Consider the following 19,583-nt stretch of genomic DNA (forward strand, 5'->3'; position numbering starts at 1 on the left):
GGCGATAGAGGCTTGCGAAGTTTGCAGGCCGCCAGCATCACCTTGCCCCGTGGGACAAAGTCAAGCGCTGGATCGGATCGGGAGCTTGTCTGGCGTAGCGCACCCGCTTGCGTCCTCACAACCGGCCAGCTCCACACTCAGCGCCGCAAGAGCGGTGTCGGCAGCCTTCAGTCGTACCAACTCCTCGGCAATGGCATGCCGCCGGGACTGGATCAGTGTCAGGACGGCTGCAGCGCCCGCGGCGGTGTCAATGGCGCGTAGCGGCTGAAGCGTAGCCAAGCGAAATCCCAGTGCCAGTGCCTGGCGAATCCATTGCACGCGCTGCACATCCTCGGGGCCATAGCTGCGGTAGCTGCCTCTGCGCGCCACGGTACCGAGCAAACCGTGGGCCTCGTAGAGGCGGAGCGCCTTGGGTGTGCAGCCTGTGAGTGCCGCGAGCTCACCGATGCGCATAACTGACTTCTGGGTGCTTCCAGGAATGGCGGATGCTTGCGCAAACGGCTGAGGTGGCATGCGTGTCTGAAGTCGCTTGGGCATGTTGTGGGTGCAGGTGTGTCGAGCCGGGCTTTGCCGGGGCATCGATTTCCGGGAGTGGCACCTAAAGCCTTGGGTTCAGCCAGCGCAGATCAAGGTCTGCTATCGGAATGGCCTCAGGCTATGGGCAAGAAAAAGGCCCGCAATGCGGGCCGATCATCAATCCAGATTTGCAAGTTGTTGATGCCTAGCGTGGCTTTGTTTGATTTTCTGGGCCACGTTCATGGCTGTAGACCAACTTCATCAACAGCTTGTCGGTAAAGGTGTCTGCAAATGCCACCGGCTCGTCATCCTGAACCGGGGGTTCAGGTGGGCAAGAGCAACCTATCGTTGGGTTCATCTGACGCGAGACGATCACGCTCAATAGGTGATTTATCAAGCCCATGCTCGTTGAGCATTGGTTCAAGGAAATATAAAAACCGGCAGATTTGCAGACGGTTTTATTCTAGCGGGAATTGGCGGTCGTGCGCAGCTCATGACTGCTTTGTTGCCGAGGTTAACTGATCAAAGCAGCCTGGCGTCAGCATCCAGAGCCTGATCGAGCCTGAGCACCAGTTGCTCTGCCAAATCCTGCTGGCGCTGCAACTCGGCCTGGGCGGCGGCACTGACTTCGGAGGCCGCGCTCTGCTCCTGAGCGAGTGCCTGCATTTCAGCCTGGGCGTTGGCCATATGGGCTTGCTGGGCATCGCGGTCGAGCACGTCGAACGCCATATTGAGGGCTGCCAGCACCGCCACCCGCTCGCGTGAGCGGACCTTGCCGCTGTCGCGGATGCGGGTCATCGCCTCGTCCACGCGGCGAACGGCTTCCTGCACACGTTCTTCTTGACCATCGGGGCAGGTCAGCACATAGCTTTGCTGCATGATTTGCACATCGATCTGCTTCATGGGCGTCAGTGGCGGGTCTGGTGATGGAGGGTGACGGCTGTCACTCTCCCTGGTTGGCGGGCAGGCGTTCGATCAATGCATCGACGCGCGCACGAGCGGCCTGCAGGCGCAGACGCAGCAAATCGCGCTCTTGCGTCAGAGCGGTGATCTGATCGGTGAGCAGGGTGTTGGTGCGCTGCAGTTCCTCGTGGCGCACCAGCAGACGCTCCACGCGCTCGGCAATGAGATCAAGAGAGGGCTGGGTGGTCATAGACTCTGCCATTGTAGGTCTTGCAGTCCGTGGGTGAGTATAAATGTGCAGGCAAATTCGCAGTTTGCGCCAGAGCACGGCCTGCTTGACTGTCGCAGTCGGGAAACTGCAGTATTTCTCCCAAAATCGTAGCGTGCTGCGCAAGTTCTGTGTGCCTCAAACGCAGGTTTAAGGTAAAAAATCGTCACCTTACCCGCGCAAGGCTACTTCGAATGAAGGATTCGCGCCGCGTGGCGCTCATTACAATGGGCGCCTGTTGGTGCTCGAGGCTGCTTTCCTGTGGTCTCAGTTCAACGGGAAGCAGGGAGGGGCTGGCCAGATGCACTGGCACTCCGAACCTGCGCTGCCCCCGCAACGGTCGGCGAATGGAATGCTGCGGCATTCCGCCTTTTTCCCCATGGTCACTGGCGCTGCGCGCTGGGAAGGCCGGCAAGAGGATGATTCGCCTAGCCCGGATACCGGCCAACATGGGTTGCCTGCATTGTGTGCAGGTATGTTTGCTCAATGTCGGCGGGTAGGCTGGCGTGGGCGTATTCAAGTGTGCTTTCCATGAGTCCGCAATCTTCGTCCCTGCGCCTGGCGCAGGTGGCTTCGCGCGCACGCGCCTCCTGTTTTGTTCTCCGTCCCACCTTGCTGGCATCTGCGTTGGCCATGGCGTTTGCCGCACAGGCTCAGTCAACTGCCCAGGCCGATCCGGTGCAGATGAAAGAAACCGTGGTTACCGCCAATCGCATCGAACAGCCTTTGTCGGATCTGGTGGCCGATATGTCGGTGGTGGGTCGTGAAACGATTGAAACTGCGGGTGCCGTGGGTGTGGCCGATGTGCTCTCGCGTCTACCGGGTGTGCAGATGGTGCGTAACGGCGGCGCTGGCTCGACCACCAGCGTTTATCTGCGCGGTGCCGACACGCGTTTCACCGCTGTGTATATCGATGGAGTGCGCGTGGACTCCCAGTCCACGGGCGGTGCATCCTGGCAGGATATTCCGCTGGAAGCGATCGACCGCATTGAAGTGTTGCGCGGCCCGGCGGCGGCTGTCTACGGTTCAGACGCCATGGGCGGCGTGGTGCAGATCTTCACCAAAAAGGGCGAGGGCAAAGCCAAGCCCTATGTGGGTCTGGGTTGGGGCAGTCGTGGCACGGTGAAGGCTCAGGCAGGCATCAGCGGCGGTGTTGCGGGCTGGGATTACAGCCTGGGTGTTTCGCATGCCAGCAGCAACGGCTTCAATGCCAAGACCTCTGCGGGCTTCAATCCCGATGCCGATGGCTATCGCAGCAACGCCTTCAACGGCCGTGTGGGCTACCAGATCAACAGCAATCAACGTGTTGAGGCCACGGCTCTGACCAGCTATATGAACGCGGGTTATGACGCCACTGTCTCCAAGACCAGTCCCATGGCCGACGACCGCAGCATCTACAAGATGAATGCGGTAGGCCTGAACTGGCTGGCCAAGTGGAGCGATGTCTACAGCACACGCCTTCAGTACACGCAGTCACGCGATTTCTACCAGACCAAGCCCAGTGTCTATGAAACCGACACGCGTTTGCACAGCTATCTGTTCCAGAATGAGTGGCGGCTGGGAGCGCAGACCGTGACGGCCGCGCTGGAGCGCCGCGAGGACAAGCTGGTCAACAACGGCCTGGATATCGGCAGCCGCAATCGCTCTCAGAACGCGCTGGCACTGGGCTATGGCCTGCATGCAGGCAAGCACACGCTGCAGCTCAACGCCCGTCATGACCGCGACAGCGAGTTCGGCGGACACACCACGGGCAGCGCTGCGTATGGCTATGAGTTCATGCCCAACTGGCGCGCAACCGCATCGGCCGGCACTGCCTTTCGCGCACCTACGCTCTATCAGCGCTTCAGCCAATATGGCGATGCCAGCCTGTCGCCTGAAAAAGGCCGCAATGTGGAGCTGGGCCTGAAATGGGGCAAGGGCAGCGACAGCTTCTCGGCCACGCTTTATCGCAACAATGTATCCAATCTCATCAACTATGTGGGTGGGACGGGCACCTGTGCGGGCAATACCGGCCTTTACGGCGGCTGCTATGCCAACGTGGCCAAGGCCCGTTACGAAGGCATCACCCTGGCCGCCACCACCCGCTTGGGCATGGTGAATCTGCAAGGTTCGGTGGACTTCCAGGATCCGCGCGATACCGATAAGGATCTGCAACTGGCTCGCCGCTCCAAGCGTTACGCCAATCTGTCTGCCGACACCACACTGGCCGGCTGGAGGCTGGGCGTCGAAATGCAGGCTGCCGGAAGGCGCTTTGACGATGCTGCCAACAAGACTGTGCTGGGCGGTTACACGCTCTGGAATCTGAGTGCGCAAAAGCAGCTGACACGTGAATGGAGCCTGGTGACGCGCATCAACAATCTGGCTGACAAGCGCTATGAGCTGGCCCGTACCTATGCCACCGAAGGACGCAGCGGCTATATCGGTGTGAAGTGGGAAGCTAACTGAACAGGGTCGCCATGACATCCATCGCAATGCCCGAAAAAACTACCCGCTGCCCCGCGCTGCTGATCAGTGCTCCGGCCTCTGGCCAGGGCAAGACCACCGTGACGGCAGCCTTGGCACGGCTGCATGCGCGTCAGGGACGCAAGGTGCGTGTATTCAAGTGCGGGCCGGATTTTCTGGACCCCTACTGGCACGAGCTGGCCAGTGGTTCGCCCGTGCATTCGGTGGACTTGTGGATGACGGGCGAGGCGGATGTGCGCCAACGCCTGCATGAGGCGTCCCAGGAGGCTGACCTGATTCTTGTCGAAGGCGTCATGGGCCTGTTCGACGGCAGCTTCAGCGCGGGCGATCTGGCGCAACTGCTGGGTCTGCCCGTGCTGGCCGTGGTCGATGCCTCGGCCATGGCGGGCACTTTCGGGGCGCTGGCCTACGGCTTGCAGCATTACCAGGCCGGCCTGCGCTGGGCCGGCATGCTGGCCAACCGGGTGGCCACGGCGCATCATGCGGATCTGCTCCGGCAAGGCCTGCGCGACCAGTCTATGTGGCTCGGGGCCATGCCGGGGGTGCAACTGGGTGATGCGGCAGTCAAGGCCAGGTCTGCGGCGCTGCTGCCGGAGCGCCACCTGGGCCTGATCGCCGCCCACGAGCTCGGCGATGCCCTGCAGCGTCTGGATGCCGCAGCCGATGCCCTGGCCCAGACGCCGCTGGGGCAGAGGGCCTGGAGCTCGGACGACGGGCAGCCCAGCTGGCAGGATTGGTGTGTGGACTTTGCCGCACCGGACATTGGCGCGGCTCAGCCCTGCCTGGAGCCCTGGCTGCGCGGCTGTCGCATTGCCATTGCGCGCGATGCGGCGTTTTCGTTTATCTATCCCGCCAATCTGGACTGTCTGCGTGCCATGGGGGCAGAGCTGTGCTTTTTCTCGCCACTGGCTGGCGATGCGCTGCCGCCCTGCGATGCGATCTGGCTGCCCGGCGGCTATCCGGAACTTCACGCCCCAGCCCTGCATGAGAACCGGCCGTTGCGCGACGGCATTGCCCAGCATATGGCCCAGGGCAAGCCGGTCTGGGCCGAGTGCGGCGGCATGCTGGCCCTGTGCGATGGTGTGACCGCCCTGGACGGCAGCACCCAGTCCATGTGGGGGCTGCTGCCCGGTCAGGTCGTGATGCAGAGCCGGCTCGGCGGTCTGGGCATGCAGCAGCTGGCCCTCGATGCGGGCCTGTTGCGCGGCCATACCTTTCACTACACAAGGCTGGAGACAGCCATGCCGGTGCTCACGCGCAGCAGTCGCCCCGGCGCGGCCGTACAGGCTGATCGTGGCGAGGCGCTGTATCAGCATGGCAGTGTGCAGGCCAGCTACTTTCATGCCTGGTTTCCGTCCTGCCCATCGGCTGTGGCGGCGCTTTTTGGCGCAACAATCGAAGGCTGAGCCTTTAGTCCATCACCATGAGCCCTGCAAGCACAGTCTCCTTCGTCATGCCGCGTACCCAGCTGATTCTGGGCGGGCAGAAAAGCGGCAAATCCCGTCGTGCAGAGTTGCTGGCGCGCCAGTGGCTGCAGGCGGATGCCGGACATCAGGCGGTGCTGGTGGCCACCGGTCAGGCCTGGGACGCGGAAATGAGCGAGCGCATTGCGCGCCACCAGCGTGATCGCGCCGAGCGCGTGCCCGGCATGTTGACCATAGAGGAGCCGCGCGAGCTGGCCCAGGTGCTGGCCCGGCACAGCAGCCCGCAGCGCCTGCTGGTGATTGATTGCCTGACCTTGTGGCTGACGAACTGGCTGATGCCGGTGGAGGCTGAGGATTTAGAGGTGAGTCAATCTCAAACCCATGACTGGCAAGCGCAGCTAGCTCTCTTTTTGAAAGCACTTGATGCTGCGGCTGGCCCCGTCATTCTGGTTGGCAACGAAATCGGTCTGGGCGTGATTCCCATGGGGCGCGAAGTGCGCGCCTTTGTCGATGCACTGGGCTTGCTCAATCAGCAGGCGGCTGCGCATTGCGAAAGCGTCACGCTGATGTGCGCCGGCTTGCCGCTGGCGCTGAAAGGGCCGCAGGCATGAAAGCGATCACCCAACGCCTGGCGGCCTGTGTCGCGGCAGGCTTGCTGCTTGTCAGCGCCCTGCCTGCAGTGGCTCAACCCGTGCAGATTTCTGATGCGCGCGGCGTCCAGGTGCAACTGGTCAAGCCGCCGCAGCGCATCGTCAGCCTGCTGCCTTCGCTGACCGAGAGCCTGTGCGCGCTGGGCGGTTGCGAGCGTCTGGTGGGGGTGGATCGCTATTCCAACTGGCCCGCCCATGTGAAGACCTTGCCCGTGGTGGGCGGGGGGCTGGATCCGAATATCGAGAGCATTGTGGCGCTCAAGCCCGATCTGGTGCTGGTTTCCATGGCGTCACGGGCCATTGCGCGCATGGAGGCGCTGGGCCTCAAGGTGGTGGCGCTGGAGCCGCGCACCCACGAGGAAGCGCGCACCGTGATGCAGAAGATGGGCCAGCTGCTGGCCTTGCCGCCAGCTCAGGGCGCAGACCGCGTCTGGGCCAGCATCGAAGCCGATCTGAACAAGGCTGCAGCCGGCGTGCCCGAGGCCATGCGCGGTCAGCGCGTGTACTTTGAAGCCAGCCGCGGCCCTTATGCTGCCGGTGAAAAATCCTTTATCGGCCAGACACTGGCGCGGCTGCATCTGCGCAATGTGATCGATGCCAGGCAAGGTCCGTTTCCGCGCCTGAACCCCGAATATGTGGTCAAGCTGGACCCGGACATTCTGATGGCCGGAGAGCGAGCCTGGAAAACCGGTGTGCCCGAATATCCGGGCTGGGCCCAGATGCGGGCGGTGAAGCAGGGCGCGATCTGCGCCTTCACGCCCGAGCAATCCGACATTCTGGTGCGCCCCGGCCCACGCATGGCAGAGGGGGCGCAAATCATCGTCCAGTGTCTGCAACGTCTGGCAGCAAGGCAGGGCAGGAGCCCATGAAGGCCTGCATCTCCAGTCATCACTGCAGGGGGCAGTGCGGGCTTGCCGCTGCCTGGCTGCTGCTGTGGTTGACGCTGGCTGTGGCTTTGCTGGCGCTGCTGGGCGCGGGTATCGGCAGCACCGGGTTTGAGAGCGTGCTTCATGCCCGGCATGATCCGCTGGCCTGGCAGATCGTGATGGACATTCGCCTGCCGCGCACGGCGGCAGCCTTGCTGGCTGGAGGGCTGCTGGGGCTGGCCGGGGCGGTGGCGCAGGGCGTGTTTCGCAACCCGCTGGCCGATCCCTACTTGCTGGGCAGTGCCTCGGGGGCATCGCTGGGGGTGGCGCTGGCCATGGCTGCCCTGGGTGTCTCGCCTTTCGCTCTGGCCGGCCTGGCCCGCTGGGGCGTGACGGGCGCGGCCTTTGCGGGTGCAGTGCTTGCCGTGGTGCTGACCCTGGTGCTGGCCAAGGGCGTGCAAAATACCATGCGCCTGCTGCTGGCCGGTGTAGTGGTGGGCGTGGTGCTCGGCGCCGCCGCATCGCTGGTGCTGCTCATGAACCCCGACATCATGCAGGCCATGCAGTCCTTCATGCTGGGCAGCACAGCGTTTGCGGGCTGGAATGCCTGCGCACTCATGCTGTGGGTGCTGCTGCCTGCGCTGATGCTGGCCTGCTGCCTGAGCCGCGTGCTCGATGGACTCGCGCTGGGCGAGGCCACGGCCCATAGCCTGGGCCTGCCGCTGGTGCCGCTGCGCCTGTTGCTGATCGTGCTGCTGGCCTTGGCTACGGGCACCGCCGTGGCGCAGACCGGTCTGATCGCTTTTGTAGGCCTGGCTGCACCCCATCTGGTGCGCTCCATGGTGCGTGCGCTGCACCGCTGGCTACTGGTGCTCAGCAGCCTGATGGGGGCGGTGCTGCTGCTGGCCGCCGACCTGCTGGCGCGCTGGCTGATTGCTCCCCAGGAATTGCCGGTGGGCGTGCTCACTGCCGTGCTGGGTGGCAGCTATCTGCTGTGGCTGATGCACCGACGCGGCGCCATGCCGTCCGGAGAAGGCGCATGAGCAGCCATATCGAGACCGGAATCGCTTTGGCGACCGAGGCCCTGAGCGTGCATCTGGGCGAGCGCGAGGTGCTGCGTCAGCTCAGTCTGCAGATTCCCAAAGGCCGCTGGACGGCCATCGTCGGCCCCAATGGCGCGGGCAAGTCCACGCTGCTGCGCGCCATGGCTGGCATGCGTGCCGCCCACCAGCGGCAAAGCGGTGCCGTCTTCTTGCAAGGCCGCAAGCTCGGCGACTGGAATGGCCGAGAGCGTGCCAAGGCCCTGGCCTGGCTGGGCCAGAATCAGCCGGTGGCGGCCGATATGGCCGTCTATGACCTGGTGATGCTGGGGCGCTTGCCCCACCAGGGCTGGCTGGCTCCCGCCTCAAGCGCCGATCGCCAGGCCGTGGAGCAGGCGCTGCGCCAGACCCATGCCTGGGACTGGCGCCAGCGCAGCATAGGCCAGCTATCGGGCGGTGAACGCCAGCGCGTGCTGCTGGCGCGGGCCCTGGCCGTGCAGGCCCGCACCCTGCTGATGGACGAGCCACTGGCCAATCTGGATCCGCCCCACCAGACCGACTGGATGCTCACGGCCCGCAGTCTGGTGCAGCAAGGCGTGACCCTGGTCAGCGTGCTGCACGAGTTGTCCTTCGCCCTGCTGGCCGATGAAATGGTCGTCATGCAGGCCGGCCGTATCACGCATCAGGGCGCTTGCGGAGATCCCGCCACCCATGCCGCGCTGGAGGCCGTGTTTGACCGACGTATACAGGTGCGCGAACTCGACGGCCTGTGGCTGGCCTTGCCGCGCCTGAGCTGAGTTGGGCCGAAATTTTTTGTTTTTTTGTCCTTTTAGCCCTTGATAGACAAGCGAGAGTAGCTATGAATATTGAAACTCCTCCCTCCGAGAAGCCTTACGAAAAGCCTGAGGGCGAACGCCGTGGCCTGATCATCGTCAACACCGGCAATGGCAAGGGCAAGAGCACGGCCGCCTTTGGTCTGGCCTTCCGAGCCACAGGGCGGGGAAAGGCCGTCAAGGTCTATCAGTTCATGAAGGTGCCTACGGCCCGCTTTGGCGAGCACCGCCTGGCCCAGCAGGTCGGTCTGCCCATCGAAGGGCTGGGCGATGGCTTCAGCTGGAAGAGCAAGGACCTCGATCACTCCGCCCAGCTGGCGCGTGACGGCTGGGAAAAGGCCAAGGCCGATATTCTCTCGGGCGAGCTGTTTCTGGTCGTGCTCGACGAGATCACCTATCCGCTGATCTATGGCTGGCTGCCGCTGCAGGAGGTGCTGGACACGCTCAAGGCACGCCCCAAGGATGTGCATGTCTGCCTGACAGGCCGCCGCTGCCCGCAGGAGATCATCGACATCGCTGACACCGTGACCGAGATGACGCTGATCAAACATGCCTTCCAGGCGGGTATTCCCGCTCAAAGAGGTATCGAAGACTGATGGCTTTTGCCATGTCTGTGGCGCGACAATAGTTCCATGACCGAATCCAAGACCCGCCCCTTCGCGACGATAGCCGCCACGCCTTTCACCGAGGCCGAGCGGGCTGCCGTCTACCGCGCCATCTATGAGCGCCGCGACATGCGCCATTTTGCGGGCGGGAAGGTGGCCGACGAGGTCTTGCTGCGCCTGTTGCGCGCCGCGCACCACGCGCCCAGCGTGGGGTTCATGCAGCCCTGGCGCTTTATTCGGGTAAGGAGCGCCGAGCTGCGTCGGCAGATCCACGGTCTGATCGAGGAGGAGCGCGTGCGCACCGCCCATGCCCTGGGTGCGCGTGAAGAAGACTTCATGAAGCTCAAGGTCCAGGGCGTGCTCGATGCGGCCGAGGTGCTGGTCGTGGCCATGCCGCCAGGACGCGAGGCGCATATCTTCGGCCGTCGCACCTTGCCCGAGATGGATATCGCCAGCAGCGCCTGTGCCATCCAGAACCTCTGGCTGGCCGCGCGAGCCGAAGGGTTGGGCATGGGCTGGGTTTCGATTTTCGATCCGCTGGCGCTGGCCAGACTGCTGCAGATGCCTGAAGGGGCCCACCCGCTGGGTGTGCTCTGCCTGGGTCCTGTCGATGCCTACTATGCCGAGCCCATGCTGCAGCAGGAAAAGTGGGCCTGCCGGGCGCCTCTGGAAGACATGCTGATGGACGATGTCTGGGACGACGCGCGCGTCGTGGCTGCGGCGAGCCAGAGCAAGCCGGCCAGCGATCCCTGCTCCGCGAAGGGCAAGCCAGACGCATGACGAGTTTTGGCTGGACTGAGCTGATCGGTCTTTCTCTCAGTCCGCTGGCATGGCTCTACCAGACGTTCACCGCCAGTGATCTGGCGGCGCTCAACTGGGCTGCCAATGTGCAGGCGGGCCTGCTGGCCGTGCTGGTGGCTCTGCTGCTGGACCGGCTTTGGGGCGAGCCGCCGGTGTGGCTGCACCCGGTGGTGCTGATGGGCAAATTGCTGGGCTGGTCGGGGCAGGCGCTCGCGCCGCGTGCCGAAGTGCAGAGTGACTATCTGCGGTTCTGCCTGGCAGCGCTTGTCTGGTGTGCGCTGGCAGCTCTGTTTTTCATGGCTTATGGCCTGGCCCAGTTCATGCTGGGTTTTGCACCCTGGTGGCTCTGGGGACTGGTGATGGGGGTGTTGCTCAAGCCGCTGCTGTCCTGGCGCATGCTCAAGGATGAGGTGCTGGCTGTGGAAGCCGCACTGCAGCAATCGCTGCCCGCCGGGCGGGAGCGCCTGAGCTGGCTGGTGAGCCGTGACACGACTCAGCTGGATGCGGCCACCGTGCGCGAAAGCGCCATCGAGACCCTGGCCGAGAACCTCAGCGACTCCGTGATTGCTCCGCTGTTCTGGTTTGCCGTGGCCGGCTTGCCCGGGGCGGCCGTCTATCGTCTTGCCAATACGGCCGATGCCATGTGGGGCTACCCTGGCTGGCGCGGCCAGGGCGACCGCCGCCGCCACTGGCAATGGGCGGGCAAATGGGCGGCCCGCGCCGACGATGTGCTGAACTGGATTCCGGCGCGCCTCACCGCCATGTGGCTGGCGCTGCTGGCCGGTGGCCTGTCCTGGGCCGGTTTGAGGCGCGATGCTGGCGTGACGCCATCGCCCAATGGTGGCTGGCCCATGGGGGCCATGGCCCAGGCATTGGGGGTTCAGCTTTCCAAGCCCGGCGTCTATCGACTCAACCCGCGGGGACGGGCACCGCAGGCGGCTGATCTGGAGAAGTCTGTAAAATTTGCATCAAAAGTAATCCTATCGCAGGTCCTGCTTGCGTTGGCAGCTATGATTTTGATTGTTCTGTGGAGAGGAAGGCTGCTTGCCAATGTTTGATGTGAATGCGGCAGCCATGCATGGCGGTACCGATGCGCTGGGCGTTCCGGCGCATGATTTTTCGACCAATCGCAATGCCTGCGGGCCTTGTCCCATGGCAGTGAAGGCGCTGCAGGCCGCCCATGTGGCGCAATACCCCGATCCGCAATACAGGACATTGCACGCGCAGCTGGCGGCTTTTCATGGCGTGGCGGTCGAGCGCATCCTGATTGGTGGCAGCAGCAGCGAGCTGATTCATCGCCTCACCTTGCATGCCGTGCGCAGCGGTGCCAAAAGCGTGCAGTTTCCCCGGCACCACTATGGCGACTATCTGCAGGCCGCACGGGTCTGGCGTCTGTCGCTTGGCCCGCGCGCGCAGACAGCCGTGGCGCCGGTGCTCAGCTGGGCCTGCGAGCCTTCCAGCCCGCTGGGGGCGATGGAAGACGTCTGGCCTGCCTGGCAGCAGCCGCCGGCGCAGAAGGAATGGCGCGTGCTGGATTGCGCCTATCGCCCGTTATGGCTGGAGGGCGAGACGCCCGAGCGCGACCTCGACGCCGTCTGGCAGCTGTGGACGCCCAACAAGGCCCTGGGCATGACGGGTGTGCGCGCTGCCTATGCGATTGCCCCCTTGCATGCCACGGCCGCAGAGCTGCAGGCGCTGAGTGCGCTGGCGGCATCCTGGGTGGTGGGCTCGCATGGCGTGGCCATGCTGCAGGCCTGGGTGACGGACGAGGTGCAGCAGTGGCTGGCCCACAGCCTGATGACCTTGCGTCGCTGGAAGGCGCAGCAGCTGGCGCTGTGCAAGAGACTGGGCTGGCAGATCGTTCCCGGTCATCAGGCCAATTACTTTGTCGCAGGCCTGCCGCTGGCGGGGCTTGCCGCGCCTCTGGCCAGCCTGCGTGCAAAGGGCATCAAGCTGCGGGACTGTGCAAGCTTTGGTCTGGCTGGCCATGTGCGGCTGGGTGTGCTGCCGCCCGTGTCTCAGGCCGCGCTGGAGCAGGCCTGGAAAAGCATTGAATGACCTTGCAGGCCAGACTCGATGTGCGCAAGGCGCTACCATTTCCCATGGACACTGAAACCCTGAAGCTGCGCTCGGTGCTGGTGGAGCGCTATGTCACGCCGCTGCGTGAAGGCGGCTCCATGCCGGCAATTGTCGAGGCCGACGACCTGGGCACCTATGTGCTCAAGTTCCGCGGGGCTGGGCAGGGCGTGCGTGCGCTGATGGCCGAGATCATCTCGGGCGGCATGGCACGTGCGCTGGGCCTGCCGGTGCCCGAGATCGTGCTGCTGCAATTGAACGGCGATCTGTCCCGCACCGAGTCCGACCCCGAGATTCAAGACCTGATTCGCGCCAGCGACGGGCTGAACGTGGGGCTGGACTATCTGCCTGGCTCCATCAACTTTGACCCGGCAGTGGACGCGGTGGACGACAACTTTGCCTCGCGCCTGGTGTGGTTCGACACCCTGGTCAGCAATGTGGACCGCACGGCGCGCAACACCAATATGCTGATGTACCAGAAGCAGCCCTGGCTGATCGATCATGGCGCGAGCCTGACCTTTCACCATGCCTGGAACGGAGTCGTTGCCGATCCGGCCAAGCCTTTTGCGCCCAGTGCCGAACATGTGCTGCTGCCGCAGGCCAGCCAGCTGGCGCAGCTGGATGCGCAGCTGGCGTCCAGGCTGGGGCCCGAAGTGCTCAAGCGCATTCTGGACGAGGTGCCCGACTGCTTTCTGGAACAGGCCGCTGCCGACAAAGAGGGCGATGTGCTCAAGAATGTGCAGGCCCATCGCGCGGCCTATGTGGATTATTTTGCGGCCCGGCTTGCCGAGCGTGGCCGCTGGTTGCAAGGAGTGATCGATGCACGCGCATGAGGTCTATGACTACGCCATCGTGCGCGTGGTGCCGCGCGTGGAGCGTGAGGAATTTGTGAATGCGGGCGTGATCCTCTCCTGCCAGCGAACCGGCCATCTGCAGGCGGCCGTGGTCCTTGACGAGAAGCGTCTGCTGGCGCTGGACCCGAATGTGGATCTGGAGGCCGTGCACCGTCACCTGGGCTCCATCGTGGCCATCTGCGAAGGCCGGGTCGATGGCGGGCCGATTGCGCAGCTGCCCATGCGGGCACGCTACCACTGGCTCACGGCCAAGCGCAGCAGCATCATCCAGACCTCGCCTTCGCATATGGGCATGTGTACCCATCCCGGCGAGGCGCTGGCCCGAATCCTGCAGCGCGTGGTGCTGCCCATAGAGGCCGGGAATTAAGACATGACAGCACGTTGCATCATGGTGCTGGGCACCAGCAGTGGCGCGGGCAAGAGCTGGGTCGCCACGGCACTGTGCGCCTACTACCGCAGCCAGGGCCTGAAGGTTGCGCCGTTCAAGGCGCAGAACATGAGCAATAACGCGCGTGTCGTCGCCACGCCGCAGGGGCAATGGGGCGAGATCGGTACGGCGCAGTATCTGCAGGCCCTGGCGGCCGGGGCCGTGCCCGATGTGCGCATGAATCCGCTGCTGCTCAAGCCCGAGGCCGACACGCGCAGCCAGGTCGTGCTGTTCGGCCAGGTCAATGACGAACTGAGCGCCATGCCCTGGCGCGGGCGCAGCCTCAAGGTCTGGCCGCAGATCGCACAGGCACTGGACGAGCTGCGCGCCGAAAACGATGTGGTGGTGATCGAAGGCGCAGGCTCGCCCGCCGAGATCAATCTGCACGCCAGCGACGTGGTCAACATGCGCGTGGCCAAGCATTGCAACGCGCATTGTCTGCTGGTATCAGATATCGACCGTGGCGGCGCCTTTGCCCACCTCTACGGCACCTGGGCCTTGCTGCCCGAGGACGAGCAAAAGCTCATCAAGGGCTTTGTGCTCAACAAGTTCCGCGGCGATGCGGCTCTGCTGGCGCCGGCGCCCCAGATGCTAGAAGACAAGACAGGTGTGCCCACCGTGGCCTGCATTCCCATGCAGTTCCAGCACGGTCTGCCCGAGGAGGACGGCGTGTTCGACGATCGCGGCAGCACGGGCGCCGGGCAGGCTGTTCACACCACGATTGCCATCATCGCCTATCCGCGCATCAGCAATCTCGACGAGTTCCAGCCCCTGCTGCAAGTGCCGGGTCTGCGCGTGGTCTGGGCGCGTTCGCCCGCGCAAATCGCCGATGCGGACTGGGTTATTCTGCCGGGCAGCAAGGCCACGGCGGCCGACCTGGCCTGGATGCGTGGCCAGGGGCTGGATGCAGCCGTCGTCACCCATGCCGAGCGCGGCAGGCGCGTGCTGGGCATTTGCGGCGGTCTGCAGATGCTGGGCGAGGCGCTGATCGATCTGCATGGCGTGGACGGCAATGCCGCAGGCCTGGGCCTGCTGCCGCTGGCGACCCTGTTCGCCCAGGACAAGACCGTGCAACCGACGAGCTTGAAACTGCCAGAGCTGCAAGCCCCCTGGAGTGCCCTTGGCGGCGTGACGGCGCGAGGCTACGAGATACACCACGGGCAGACCCGCTTGCGCGCCGACATGCAGACGGCCAGCGCGCAGCCGGCGCGGGAGCTGCTGCCAGGCATGCTGTGGCAGGGCGGCAATAGCGCTGTGCTCGGCACCTATCTGCATGGCCTGTTTGAAAACGCCGAGGTGATCCATGCGCTGTTCGGCCACGATGCACCCAGCCTGGACCAGGTTTTTGAGCGGCTGGCGCAGGGCGTGCAGCAATGGTTTGAGCCGGGAGCGCTCTGAGCGCCTGCAGCAGCTGTAGGACTGATCCTGCGGGCTCATAGCCGCTGAACCGATAAGCCCTGCCTGAGACTGCGTGCAAGCTGACCAAGCTATTCACTTTCTGGAATGGAGTTGCGTATGGCTTTTTTCAAGGTTCAGACTCTTCAACTTGCTTTGGGTGCTGTGGTCTTTTCACTGGCCGGCATGGCCGGCGCACAGACGGATGCGGCCAAGCCGGCGGCTGAAGCAGCTGCGATGGATGCGGCCAAGCCAGCCATGAAGAAGCACCACCATCGCCATCATCACAAGGGCCAGCGCCCCATGCGCGAGAGCAATTCATCGTCTCGCGAGGCGATGGCGGCCAGTGCCGAGGCCAAGAAGGGCAAGCTCGATGATGGCCAGGGCATGAGCCAGTACCAGCGCAATGCCTATGCCCGCTGCGGGGTGTTCAAGACCGAAATCGACCAGCAGGCATGCATGGCGCGCGTCAAGGATGGCGCGGTCAGCGGCTCGGTCAAGGACGGCGGCATCCTGCGCGAAATCACGGTTGAGGAAGTCATTCGCTGATGCTTTTGCCGCGTCTTCAGTCAAGGCCCTTCGGGGCCTTTTTTCATGCAGCTTCTGGGCAATCGGTGAACTTGGCGTTGCGGTGCCGATGAAAGCGCGATACTTGCAAGATCCCAGAACGTGCCTTCCGCATCCCGGTGGTGGATGGCACCCAGGCCAGATGCACCGGGAATGACTGCACGCATGAGTTCCGCTTCCTTTTCCGAATTCCCACCGTCCACCCTCTGGTCCTGCCCGCAGGTGCAGGACATCCATGATGCGCTGCTGCAAGCCCGGGTCCAGCATCGTCTGGATTTCAAGACCAAGCCCCAGGGATCGCTGGGCGTGCTGGAGCAGCTGGCCTTGCGCATTGCCGGCATCGTGGGTTGCGAGACTCCTGAGCTGCATGCACCGCAGATGGTGGTGTTTGCCGCGGATCACGGACTGGCCGCCCAGGGGGTGTCGGCCTATCCGGTCGACGTGACCTGGCAGATGGTGGAGAACTTCCTCGCTGGCGGTGCCGCGGTGAGCGTGCTGTCTCTGCAAAACGGAATTGATCTGAATGTGGTCGACTGCGGGGTGGCCCGCGACTTTGAGGCACGTGAGCAGGATCCTGCGCACAAGCTTCCCAAGGCCCATGAGCCGCGCCTGTGGCGGCGCAAGGTGGCCTATGGCACGGCGGACTGCAGCCAGGGTCCGGCCATGAGCGAAGCCCAATGCGCAATGGCGCTGCGCAATGGCTCAGAACTTGTCAGGAAGCTGCCGGGCAATGCACTGCTGCTGGGCGAGATGGGTATCGGCAATACGTCCAGCGCTTCACTGCTGCTGGCACGGCTGTGCGGCGAGCCCGTCGAGGAAGTGACCGGGGTGGGCACGGGCCTGAGCAGCGAAGGCCTGGTGCGCAAGATCGCCGTGCTCAGGCGGGTGCTGGACTTTCATGCCGGCGTGCAAGAGCCGCTGGCTGTGCTGGCTGCCATGGGCGGGCTGGAGATCGCAACCATGACGGGAGCCGTGCTGCAGGCCGCTGCAGAACGCCGCCTGATCGTGGTGGATGGCTTCATCACCACGGCTGCCGTGCTGGTGGCCAGCCGTCTTCAGCCCCATGTGCTGCAGCGCTGTGTGTATGCCCATCGCTCAGGCGAGCCTGGGCATGCCCGCCTGCTGGCTCACCTCCAGGCCCAGCCCATGCTGGACTGGCAGTTGCGCCTGGGCGAAGGCTCTGGCGCGGCGCTGGCCTGGCCGCTGCTGCGCTCGGCATGCACCATGCTCAACGAGATGGCCAGCTTTGAATCAGCCGGCGTCAGCGGCAAGAGCTGAGGTATTTGAAAAAATATAGCAGCAAGCGCTTTTTGGGTATGCGTCTGAGGTGGTTTTAGCTCTTTTTTCCTGCTGCCGGTGCCGGGGTCTTGGGCGTGAAATCGCAGTACTGCGAGACCACGCATTCCCAGCAGCGCGGCTTGCGCGCCTGGCAGACATAGCGGCCCAGCAGGATCAGCCAGTGGTGGGAGTCCACCGCATATTCGTCGGGCACGCGCTTGAGCAACTGCTTCTCGACTTCGAGCGGATTCTTGCCAGGGGCCAGCCCCGTGCGGTTGCCGACACGGAAGATATGCGTGTCCACGGCCATGGTGGGCTGGCCGAAAGCCACGTTGAGTACCACGTTGGCGGTCTTGCGGCCCACGCCGGGAAGGGCTTCCAGCTCTTCGCGGGTGCTTGGAACTCTGCCGCCATGCAACTGAACCAGCATGCGGCAGGTCTCCATCAGATGCTTGGCCTTGCTGCGGTACAGGCCTATGGTCTTGATATAGCTCTCCAATCCCTCGACCCCCAGATCCAGAATGGCCTGCGGCGTGTTGGCGACCGGAAACAGCTTGCGCGTGGCCTTGTTCACGCCCACGTCGGTGGCCTGGGCAGACAGCAGCACGGCGGTCAGCAGCTCGAATACCGTGGTGTATTCCAGCTCGGTTTGTGGCGTGGGGTTGGCGGCCTTGAGCGCAGCAAAAAACGGCGCTATATCGTTTTTCTTCATGGGCGATATTGTGGCTTGTGGTTCGTGGGACCGAACCAAGAAAAAGCCGCTGTGTTGCACAGCGGCTCGGATGCCATGGGCTGGGCGGCTCAGGGGTCCAGGTTGTAGCTCAGTACCAGGCTGTAGCGCAGCTCCCGCTCGGGATTGTTGATGGAGCGCTCGCCCAGCGGCTTGCTCATGGCAAGGTCGAGTGCGTAATGACGGCTGTCGGACAGGCGCAGGCCCAGGCTGGCGGAGCGCAGCGTGTTGCCCTTGACACCGCTGGTCTGCTGATGCGTGCGAGCCCATTCGTAGAGCAGATAAGGCTCGGCCGACTTGATCCAGGCCTGGTTGATGGGGAACTGGTAGTTGAGTTCGGCACTGGCACCCATGCCGGAATCGCCCGAGAACTCGCCAGCCTGATAGCCGCGGCCGAAGCGGGTGGAGCCAAAGGAGATTTTCTCCGGGACCGGAAGAACGTCGGCACTGTATTGCCCACCCACGGCAAAAGCGGCTCCCATCTTGTTGGCAAAGCGATGGCGCTGCGCATAGTCTGCGGTGATGCGGGTGAAGTCCAGCTTGGCCGGATTCTGGAGTTTTTGCAGCAGGCCCTGCCCATAGTAGAGGTCCAGGTTCTTGTAGGCCCCCAGGCTGTCCAGGCCGTGGGCCAGCAGGACCGATGCGGAGCGGGTGGTGGTCTTGCCATAGGACGCCCAGGCCATCTGCGCATAGATCGTTCGAACCTTTTCCTCGCGCAGCAGCGAGGCCTGGCTGTCGGCCAGCTCGCGGCTGTAGTTGATGGCATACAGGCCTGCCGTGGTGCTGAGCTGGGTGGTATTGCTCAGTATCCAGGGGTGGCTGATGTTGAAGTCCAGCTTGCGCTGCTGCGTCAGGTCGTCGATGCCGGGAATGCGCGTTGCCGGCGGGTTGAGGCTGCGGTAGTCGGAATAGCTGACACGTGCCTGCGTGCCCTCTGGGGTCAGCTGCTGCGTGAAGCCAATGCTGCCGAATCTTTCCTTGTCGGGGTTTTGCAGCATGGCCGAGGCCTGAAGCTGGCTGCCAGCCCACAAGGGGTCGTTCAGGGTGAGAGAGGCAATGATGCGTGGTGTGGGCTTGCGTGCTTCGCCTCCGACGGTGACGGCGATGGGCTTGTGCTTGGATTTGATGATCAGTGGCACAGCACCGTCAGTGGTCGTCGGCAGATTGGCCGATGCCGTGATCTGCACTCCGGGCAGGCGCGCCATCAGCTGGGTCTGGTGCTGAAAAGTCTTGGTGGTCAAAGGCCTTTCGTTGAGAAGCGGCTGGGCAATTTCGCGTATCTGGTCCTCGGAACGGCCGAAATTGCCTTCCAGATTCAGGCTCTGCACATAGCCTTCGACCACGATGACCTGCACCGCGCCATTGGCAAAGTCCTGTGGAGGAAGGTAGGCAAAAGACAGGGCGTAGCCATGGCGCTGGTATAGCTCGCTGACCTTCTGGGTCGCGGCATTGAGTTCACCGACCGTATGCGTGCCATTGATGAAAGGGGTGAAAAGCGCGCTGACCTCTTCGAAAGGAATCGCCGTGCTTCCCTGCACGTTGACGCCACGTACTGCGACCTGGAGGTTGATGAGATCCTGGGGACTTGGCGGGGGCTTGTCGATCTGCACCGGAACCTGCCTGGGCTGCTGTTGCAGATTCCTTGCGGACTCGGGCGTCTGCGGCAGGCTGTTGAGCGGATTGCCGCCCTGCTGTGACCAGGCCAGAGGAGCCCAGGCCGCAAGTGCCAGTGCCTGAATTCTGTGGCCGATGCGGCCCTTTGGTTTTGCTTTTGACTGCAAAAGTCCCTCCTGTTCTATTTTTATGGCTCTCATTGTTCCCTACATCCCCAGAACTGGGTATGGGGCTGTCGTAAAAAAGCCCGCCTGAAGGCGGGCCAGGCTCAAG

General features: G+C 63.7%; 20 protein-coding genes and 1 riboswitch. Of the genes, 15 read left to right on the forward strand and 5 right to left on the reverse strand.

The genetic code is table 11. The features are described from left to right. Positions 1-60: 60 nt before the first annotated feature. The 3 genes from FSY59_RS04025 to FSY59_RS04035 all read right to left on the reverse strand — a co-directional run bounded on the left by FSY59_RS04025 (position 61) and on the right by FSY59_RS04035 (position 1,669). Positions 61-453, reverse strand: a complete 393-nt coding sequence (locus FSY59_RS04025) for a MerR family transcriptional regulator (protein ID WP_148728494.1) — start codon at positions 451-453, stop codon at positions 61-63. A gap of 585 nt (positions 454-1,038) precedes the next feature. Continuing rightward, complete coding sequence (locus FSY59_RS04030; protein WP_043372213.1) at positions 1,039-1,419, reverse strand: cell division protein ZapA; 381 nt, start codon at positions 1,417-1,419, stop codon at positions 1,039-1,041. Between the two features lie 40 nt (positions 1,420-1,459). Continuing rightward, the gene (locus FSY59_RS04035; RefSeq protein WP_148728495.1) at positions 1,460-1,669 is read right to left on the reverse strand and encodes a DUF904 domain-containing protein; all 210 of its coding nucleotides are present in this window, start codon (positions 1,667-1,669) and stop codon (positions 1,460-1,462) included. A 240-nt stretch (positions 1,670-1,909) separates the two neighbouring features. Further along, positions 1,910-2,151: riboswitch (cobalamin riboswitch) on the forward strand. A gap of 67 nt (positions 2,152-2,218) precedes the next feature. On the opposite strand from FSY59_RS04035, the gene FSY59_RS04040 reads away from it, so the two are divergent. From FSY59_RS04040 to cobT, 15 genes are all read left to right on the forward strand, one after another. Further along, positions 2,219-4,132 carry a TonB-dependent receptor domain-containing protein gene (locus tag FSY59_RS04040; protein WP_148728496.1) on the forward strand — a complete coding sequence of 638 codons (1,914 nt, stop codon included), beginning with the start codon at positions 2,219-2,221 and terminating at the stop codon, positions 4,130-4,132. Between the two features lie 11 nt (positions 4,133-4,143). After that, complete coding sequence (locus FSY59_RS04045; protein WP_187427888.1) at positions 4,144-5,556, forward strand: cobyrinate a,c-diamide synthase; 1,413 nt, start codon at positions 4,144-4,146, stop codon at positions 5,554-5,556. 47 nt (positions 5,557-5,603) lie between these two features. Beyond that, on the forward strand, positions 5,604-6,185 hold the full coding sequence (locus FSY59_RS04050; protein WP_019043412.1) for a bifunctional adenosylcobinamide kinase/adenosylcobinamide-phosphate guanylyltransferase: 582 nt from the start codon (positions 5,604-5,606) through the stop codon (positions 6,183-6,185). Continuing rightward, entirely contained in the window at positions 6,182-7,093 is a 912-nt protein-coding gene (locus FSY59_RS04055) for an ABC transporter substrate-binding protein (RefSeq protein WP_148728497.1), read from the forward strand. The genes FSY59_RS04050 and FSY59_RS04055 overlap by 4 nt, the downstream gene beginning before the upstream one ends. After that, the gene (locus FSY59_RS04060) at positions 7,090-8,133 is read left to right on the forward strand and encodes an iron ABC transporter permease (protein ID WP_187427894.1); all 1,044 of its coding nucleotides are present in this window, start codon (positions 7,090-7,092) and stop codon (positions 8,131-8,133) included. Before FSY59_RS04055 ends, FSY59_RS04060 begins: the two co-directional genes overlap by 4 nt. Further along, the gene (locus tag FSY59_RS04065) at positions 8,130-8,927 is read left to right on the forward strand and encodes an ABC transporter ATP-binding protein (RefSeq protein ID WP_043372222.1); all 798 of its coding nucleotides are present in this window, start codon (positions 8,130-8,132) and stop codon (positions 8,925-8,927) included. The genes FSY59_RS04060 and FSY59_RS04065 overlap by 4 nt, the downstream gene beginning before the upstream one ends. Before the next feature lie 62 nt (positions 8,928-8,989). Next, complete coding sequence (gene cobO, locus FSY59_RS04070) at positions 8,990-9,559, forward strand: cob(I)yrinic acid a,c-diamide adenosyltransferase (RefSeq protein WP_003056234.1); 570 nt, start codon at positions 8,990-8,992, stop codon at positions 9,557-9,559. Positions 9,560-9,595: 36 nt separating this feature from the next. Further along, a complete protein-coding gene (bluB, locus tag FSY59_RS04075) occupies positions 9,596-10,348 on the forward strand; it encodes a 5,6-dimethylbenzimidazole synthase (RefSeq protein WP_148728498.1) in 753 nt (250 codons plus the stop codon). Then, a complete protein-coding gene (gene cbiB, locus FSY59_RS04080; protein WP_148728499.1) occupies positions 10,345-11,427 on the forward strand; it encodes an adenosylcobinamide-phosphate synthase CbiB in 1,083 nt (360 codons plus the stop codon). Before bluB ends, cbiB begins: the two co-directional genes overlap by 4 nt. After that, positions 11,420-12,427, forward strand: a complete 1,008-nt coding sequence (locus FSY59_RS04085; RefSeq protein WP_148728500.1) for an aminotransferase class I/II-fold pyridoxal phosphate-dependent enzyme — start codon at positions 11,420-11,422, stop codon at positions 12,425-12,427. Before cbiB ends, FSY59_RS04085 begins: the two co-directional genes overlap by 8 nt. A gap of 65 nt (positions 12,428-12,492) precedes the next feature. After that, complete coding sequence (locus FSY59_RS04090) at positions 12,493-13,278, forward strand: HipA family kinase (protein WP_148728586.1); 786 nt, start codon at positions 12,493-12,495, stop codon at positions 13,276-13,278. Further along, the gene (locus tag FSY59_RS04095; RefSeq protein ID WP_003056228.1) at positions 13,265-13,666 is read left to right on the forward strand and encodes a DUF3037 domain-containing protein; all 402 of its coding nucleotides are present in this window, start codon (positions 13,265-13,267) and stop codon (positions 13,664-13,666) included. The genes FSY59_RS04090 and FSY59_RS04095 overlap by 14 nt, the downstream gene beginning before the upstream one ends. Before the next feature lie 3 nt (positions 13,667-13,669). Then, a complete protein-coding gene (locus FSY59_RS04100; protein WP_148728501.1) occupies positions 13,670-15,124 on the forward strand; it encodes a cobyric acid synthase in 1,455 nt (484 codons plus the stop codon). A gap of 117 nt (positions 15,125-15,241) precedes the next feature. Beyond that, on the forward strand, positions 15,242-15,670 hold the full coding sequence (locus FSY59_RS04105; RefSeq protein ID WP_148728502.1) for a hypothetical protein: 429 nt from the start codon (positions 15,242-15,244) through the stop codon (positions 15,668-15,670). Between the two features lie 183 nt (positions 15,671-15,853). Continuing rightward, positions 15,854-16,966: a nicotinate-nucleotide--dimethylbenzimidazole phosphoribosyltransferase gene (gene cobT, locus FSY59_RS04110; protein WP_148728503.1), complete on the forward strand. Its 1,113-nt coding sequence runs from the start codon at positions 15,854-15,856 to the stop codon at positions 16,964-16,966. A gap of 55 nt (positions 16,967-17,021) precedes the next feature. On the opposite strand, the gene nth is transcribed toward cobT, so the two are convergent. Both nth and FSY59_RS04120 read right to left on the reverse strand, forming a co-directional pair. Next, positions 17,022-17,678 (reverse strand): endonuclease III, encoded by a 657-nt coding sequence (gene nth / locus FSY59_RS04115; protein ID WP_003056062.1) that lies wholly within the window; start codon positions 17,676-17,678, stop codon positions 17,022-17,024. Between the two features lie 89 nt (positions 17,679-17,767). Further along, on the reverse strand, positions 17,768-19,477 hold the full coding sequence (locus FSY59_RS04120) for a ShlB/FhaC/HecB family hemolysin secretion/activation protein (RefSeq protein WP_187427890.1): 1,710 nt from the start codon (positions 19,475-19,477) through the stop codon (positions 17,768-17,770). Between the last annotated feature and the right edge of the window lie 106 nt (positions 19,478-19,583).

It is taken from the genome of Comamonas sp. Z3 (assembly GCF_008121565.1).
GTDB lineage: Bacteria > Pseudomonadota > Gammaproteobacteria > Burkholderiales > Burkholderiaceae_C > Comamonas > Comamonas brasiliensis.

Coding starts and splice junctions, on each gene's coding strand:
- FSY59_RS04025 (WP_148728494.1), bottom strand. CDS start 453: ATGCGCATCGGTGAGCTCGCGGCACTCACAGGCTGCACACCCAAGGCG.
- FSY59_RS04030 (WP_043372213.1), bottom strand. CDS start 1,419: ATGAAGCAGATCGATGTGCAAATCATGCAGCAAAGCTATGTGCTGACC.
- FSY59_RS04035 (WP_148728495.1), bottom strand. CDS start 1,669: ATGACCACCCAGCCCTCTCTTGATCTCATTGCCGAGCGCGTGGAGCGT.
- FSY59_RS04040 (WP_148728496.1), top strand. CDS start 2,219: ATGAGTCCGCAATCTTCGTCCCTGCGCCTGGCGCAGGTGGCTTCGCGC.
- FSY59_RS04045 (WP_187427888.1), top strand. CDS start 4,144: ATGACATCCATCGCAATGCCCGAAAAAACTACCCGCTGCCCCGCGCTG.
- FSY59_RS04050 (WP_019043412.1), top strand. CDS start 5,604: ATGCCGCGTACCCAGCTGATTCTGGGCGGGCAGAAAAGCGGCAAATCC.
- FSY59_RS04055 (WP_148728497.1), top strand. CDS start 6,182: ATGAAAGCGATCACCCAACGCCTGGCGGCCTGTGTCGCGGCAGGCTTG.
- FSY59_RS04060 (WP_187427894.1), top strand. CDS start 7,090: ATGAAGGCCTGCATCTCCAGTCATCACTGCAGGGGGCAGTGCGGGCTT.
- FSY59_RS04065 (WP_043372222.1), top strand. CDS start 8,130: ATGAGCAGCCATATCGAGACCGGAATCGCTTTGGCGACCGAGGCCCTG.
- cobO (WP_003056234.1), top strand. CDS start 8,990: ATGAATATTGAAACTCCTCCCTCCGAGAAGCCTTACGAAAAGCCTGAG.
- bluB (WP_148728498.1), top strand. CDS start 9,596: ATGACCGAATCCAAGACCCGCCCCTTCGCGACGATAGCCGCCACGCCT.
- cbiB (WP_148728499.1), top strand. CDS start 10,345: ATGACGAGTTTTGGCTGGACTGAGCTGATCGGTCTTTCTCTCAGTCCG.
- FSY59_RS04085 (WP_148728500.1), top strand. CDS start 11,420: ATGTTTGATGTGAATGCGGCAGCCATGCATGGCGGTACCGATGCGCTG.
- FSY59_RS04095 (WP_003056228.1), top strand. CDS start 13,265: ATGCACGCGCATGAGGTCTATGACTACGCCATCGTGCGCGTGGTGCCG.
- FSY59_RS04100 (WP_148728501.1), top strand. CDS start 13,670: ATGACAGCACGTTGCATCATGGTGCTGGGCACCAGCAGTGGCGCGGGC.
- FSY59_RS04105 (WP_148728502.1), top strand. CDS start 15,242: ATGGCTTTTTTCAAGGTTCAGACTCTTCAACTTGCTTTGGGTGCTGTG.
- cobT (WP_148728503.1), top strand. CDS start 15,854: ATGAGTTCCGCTTCCTTTTCCGAATTCCCACCGTCCACCCTCTGGTCC.
- nth (WP_003056062.1), bottom strand. CDS start 17,678: ATGAAGAAAAACGATATAGCGCCGTTTTTTGCTGCGCTCAAGGCCGCC.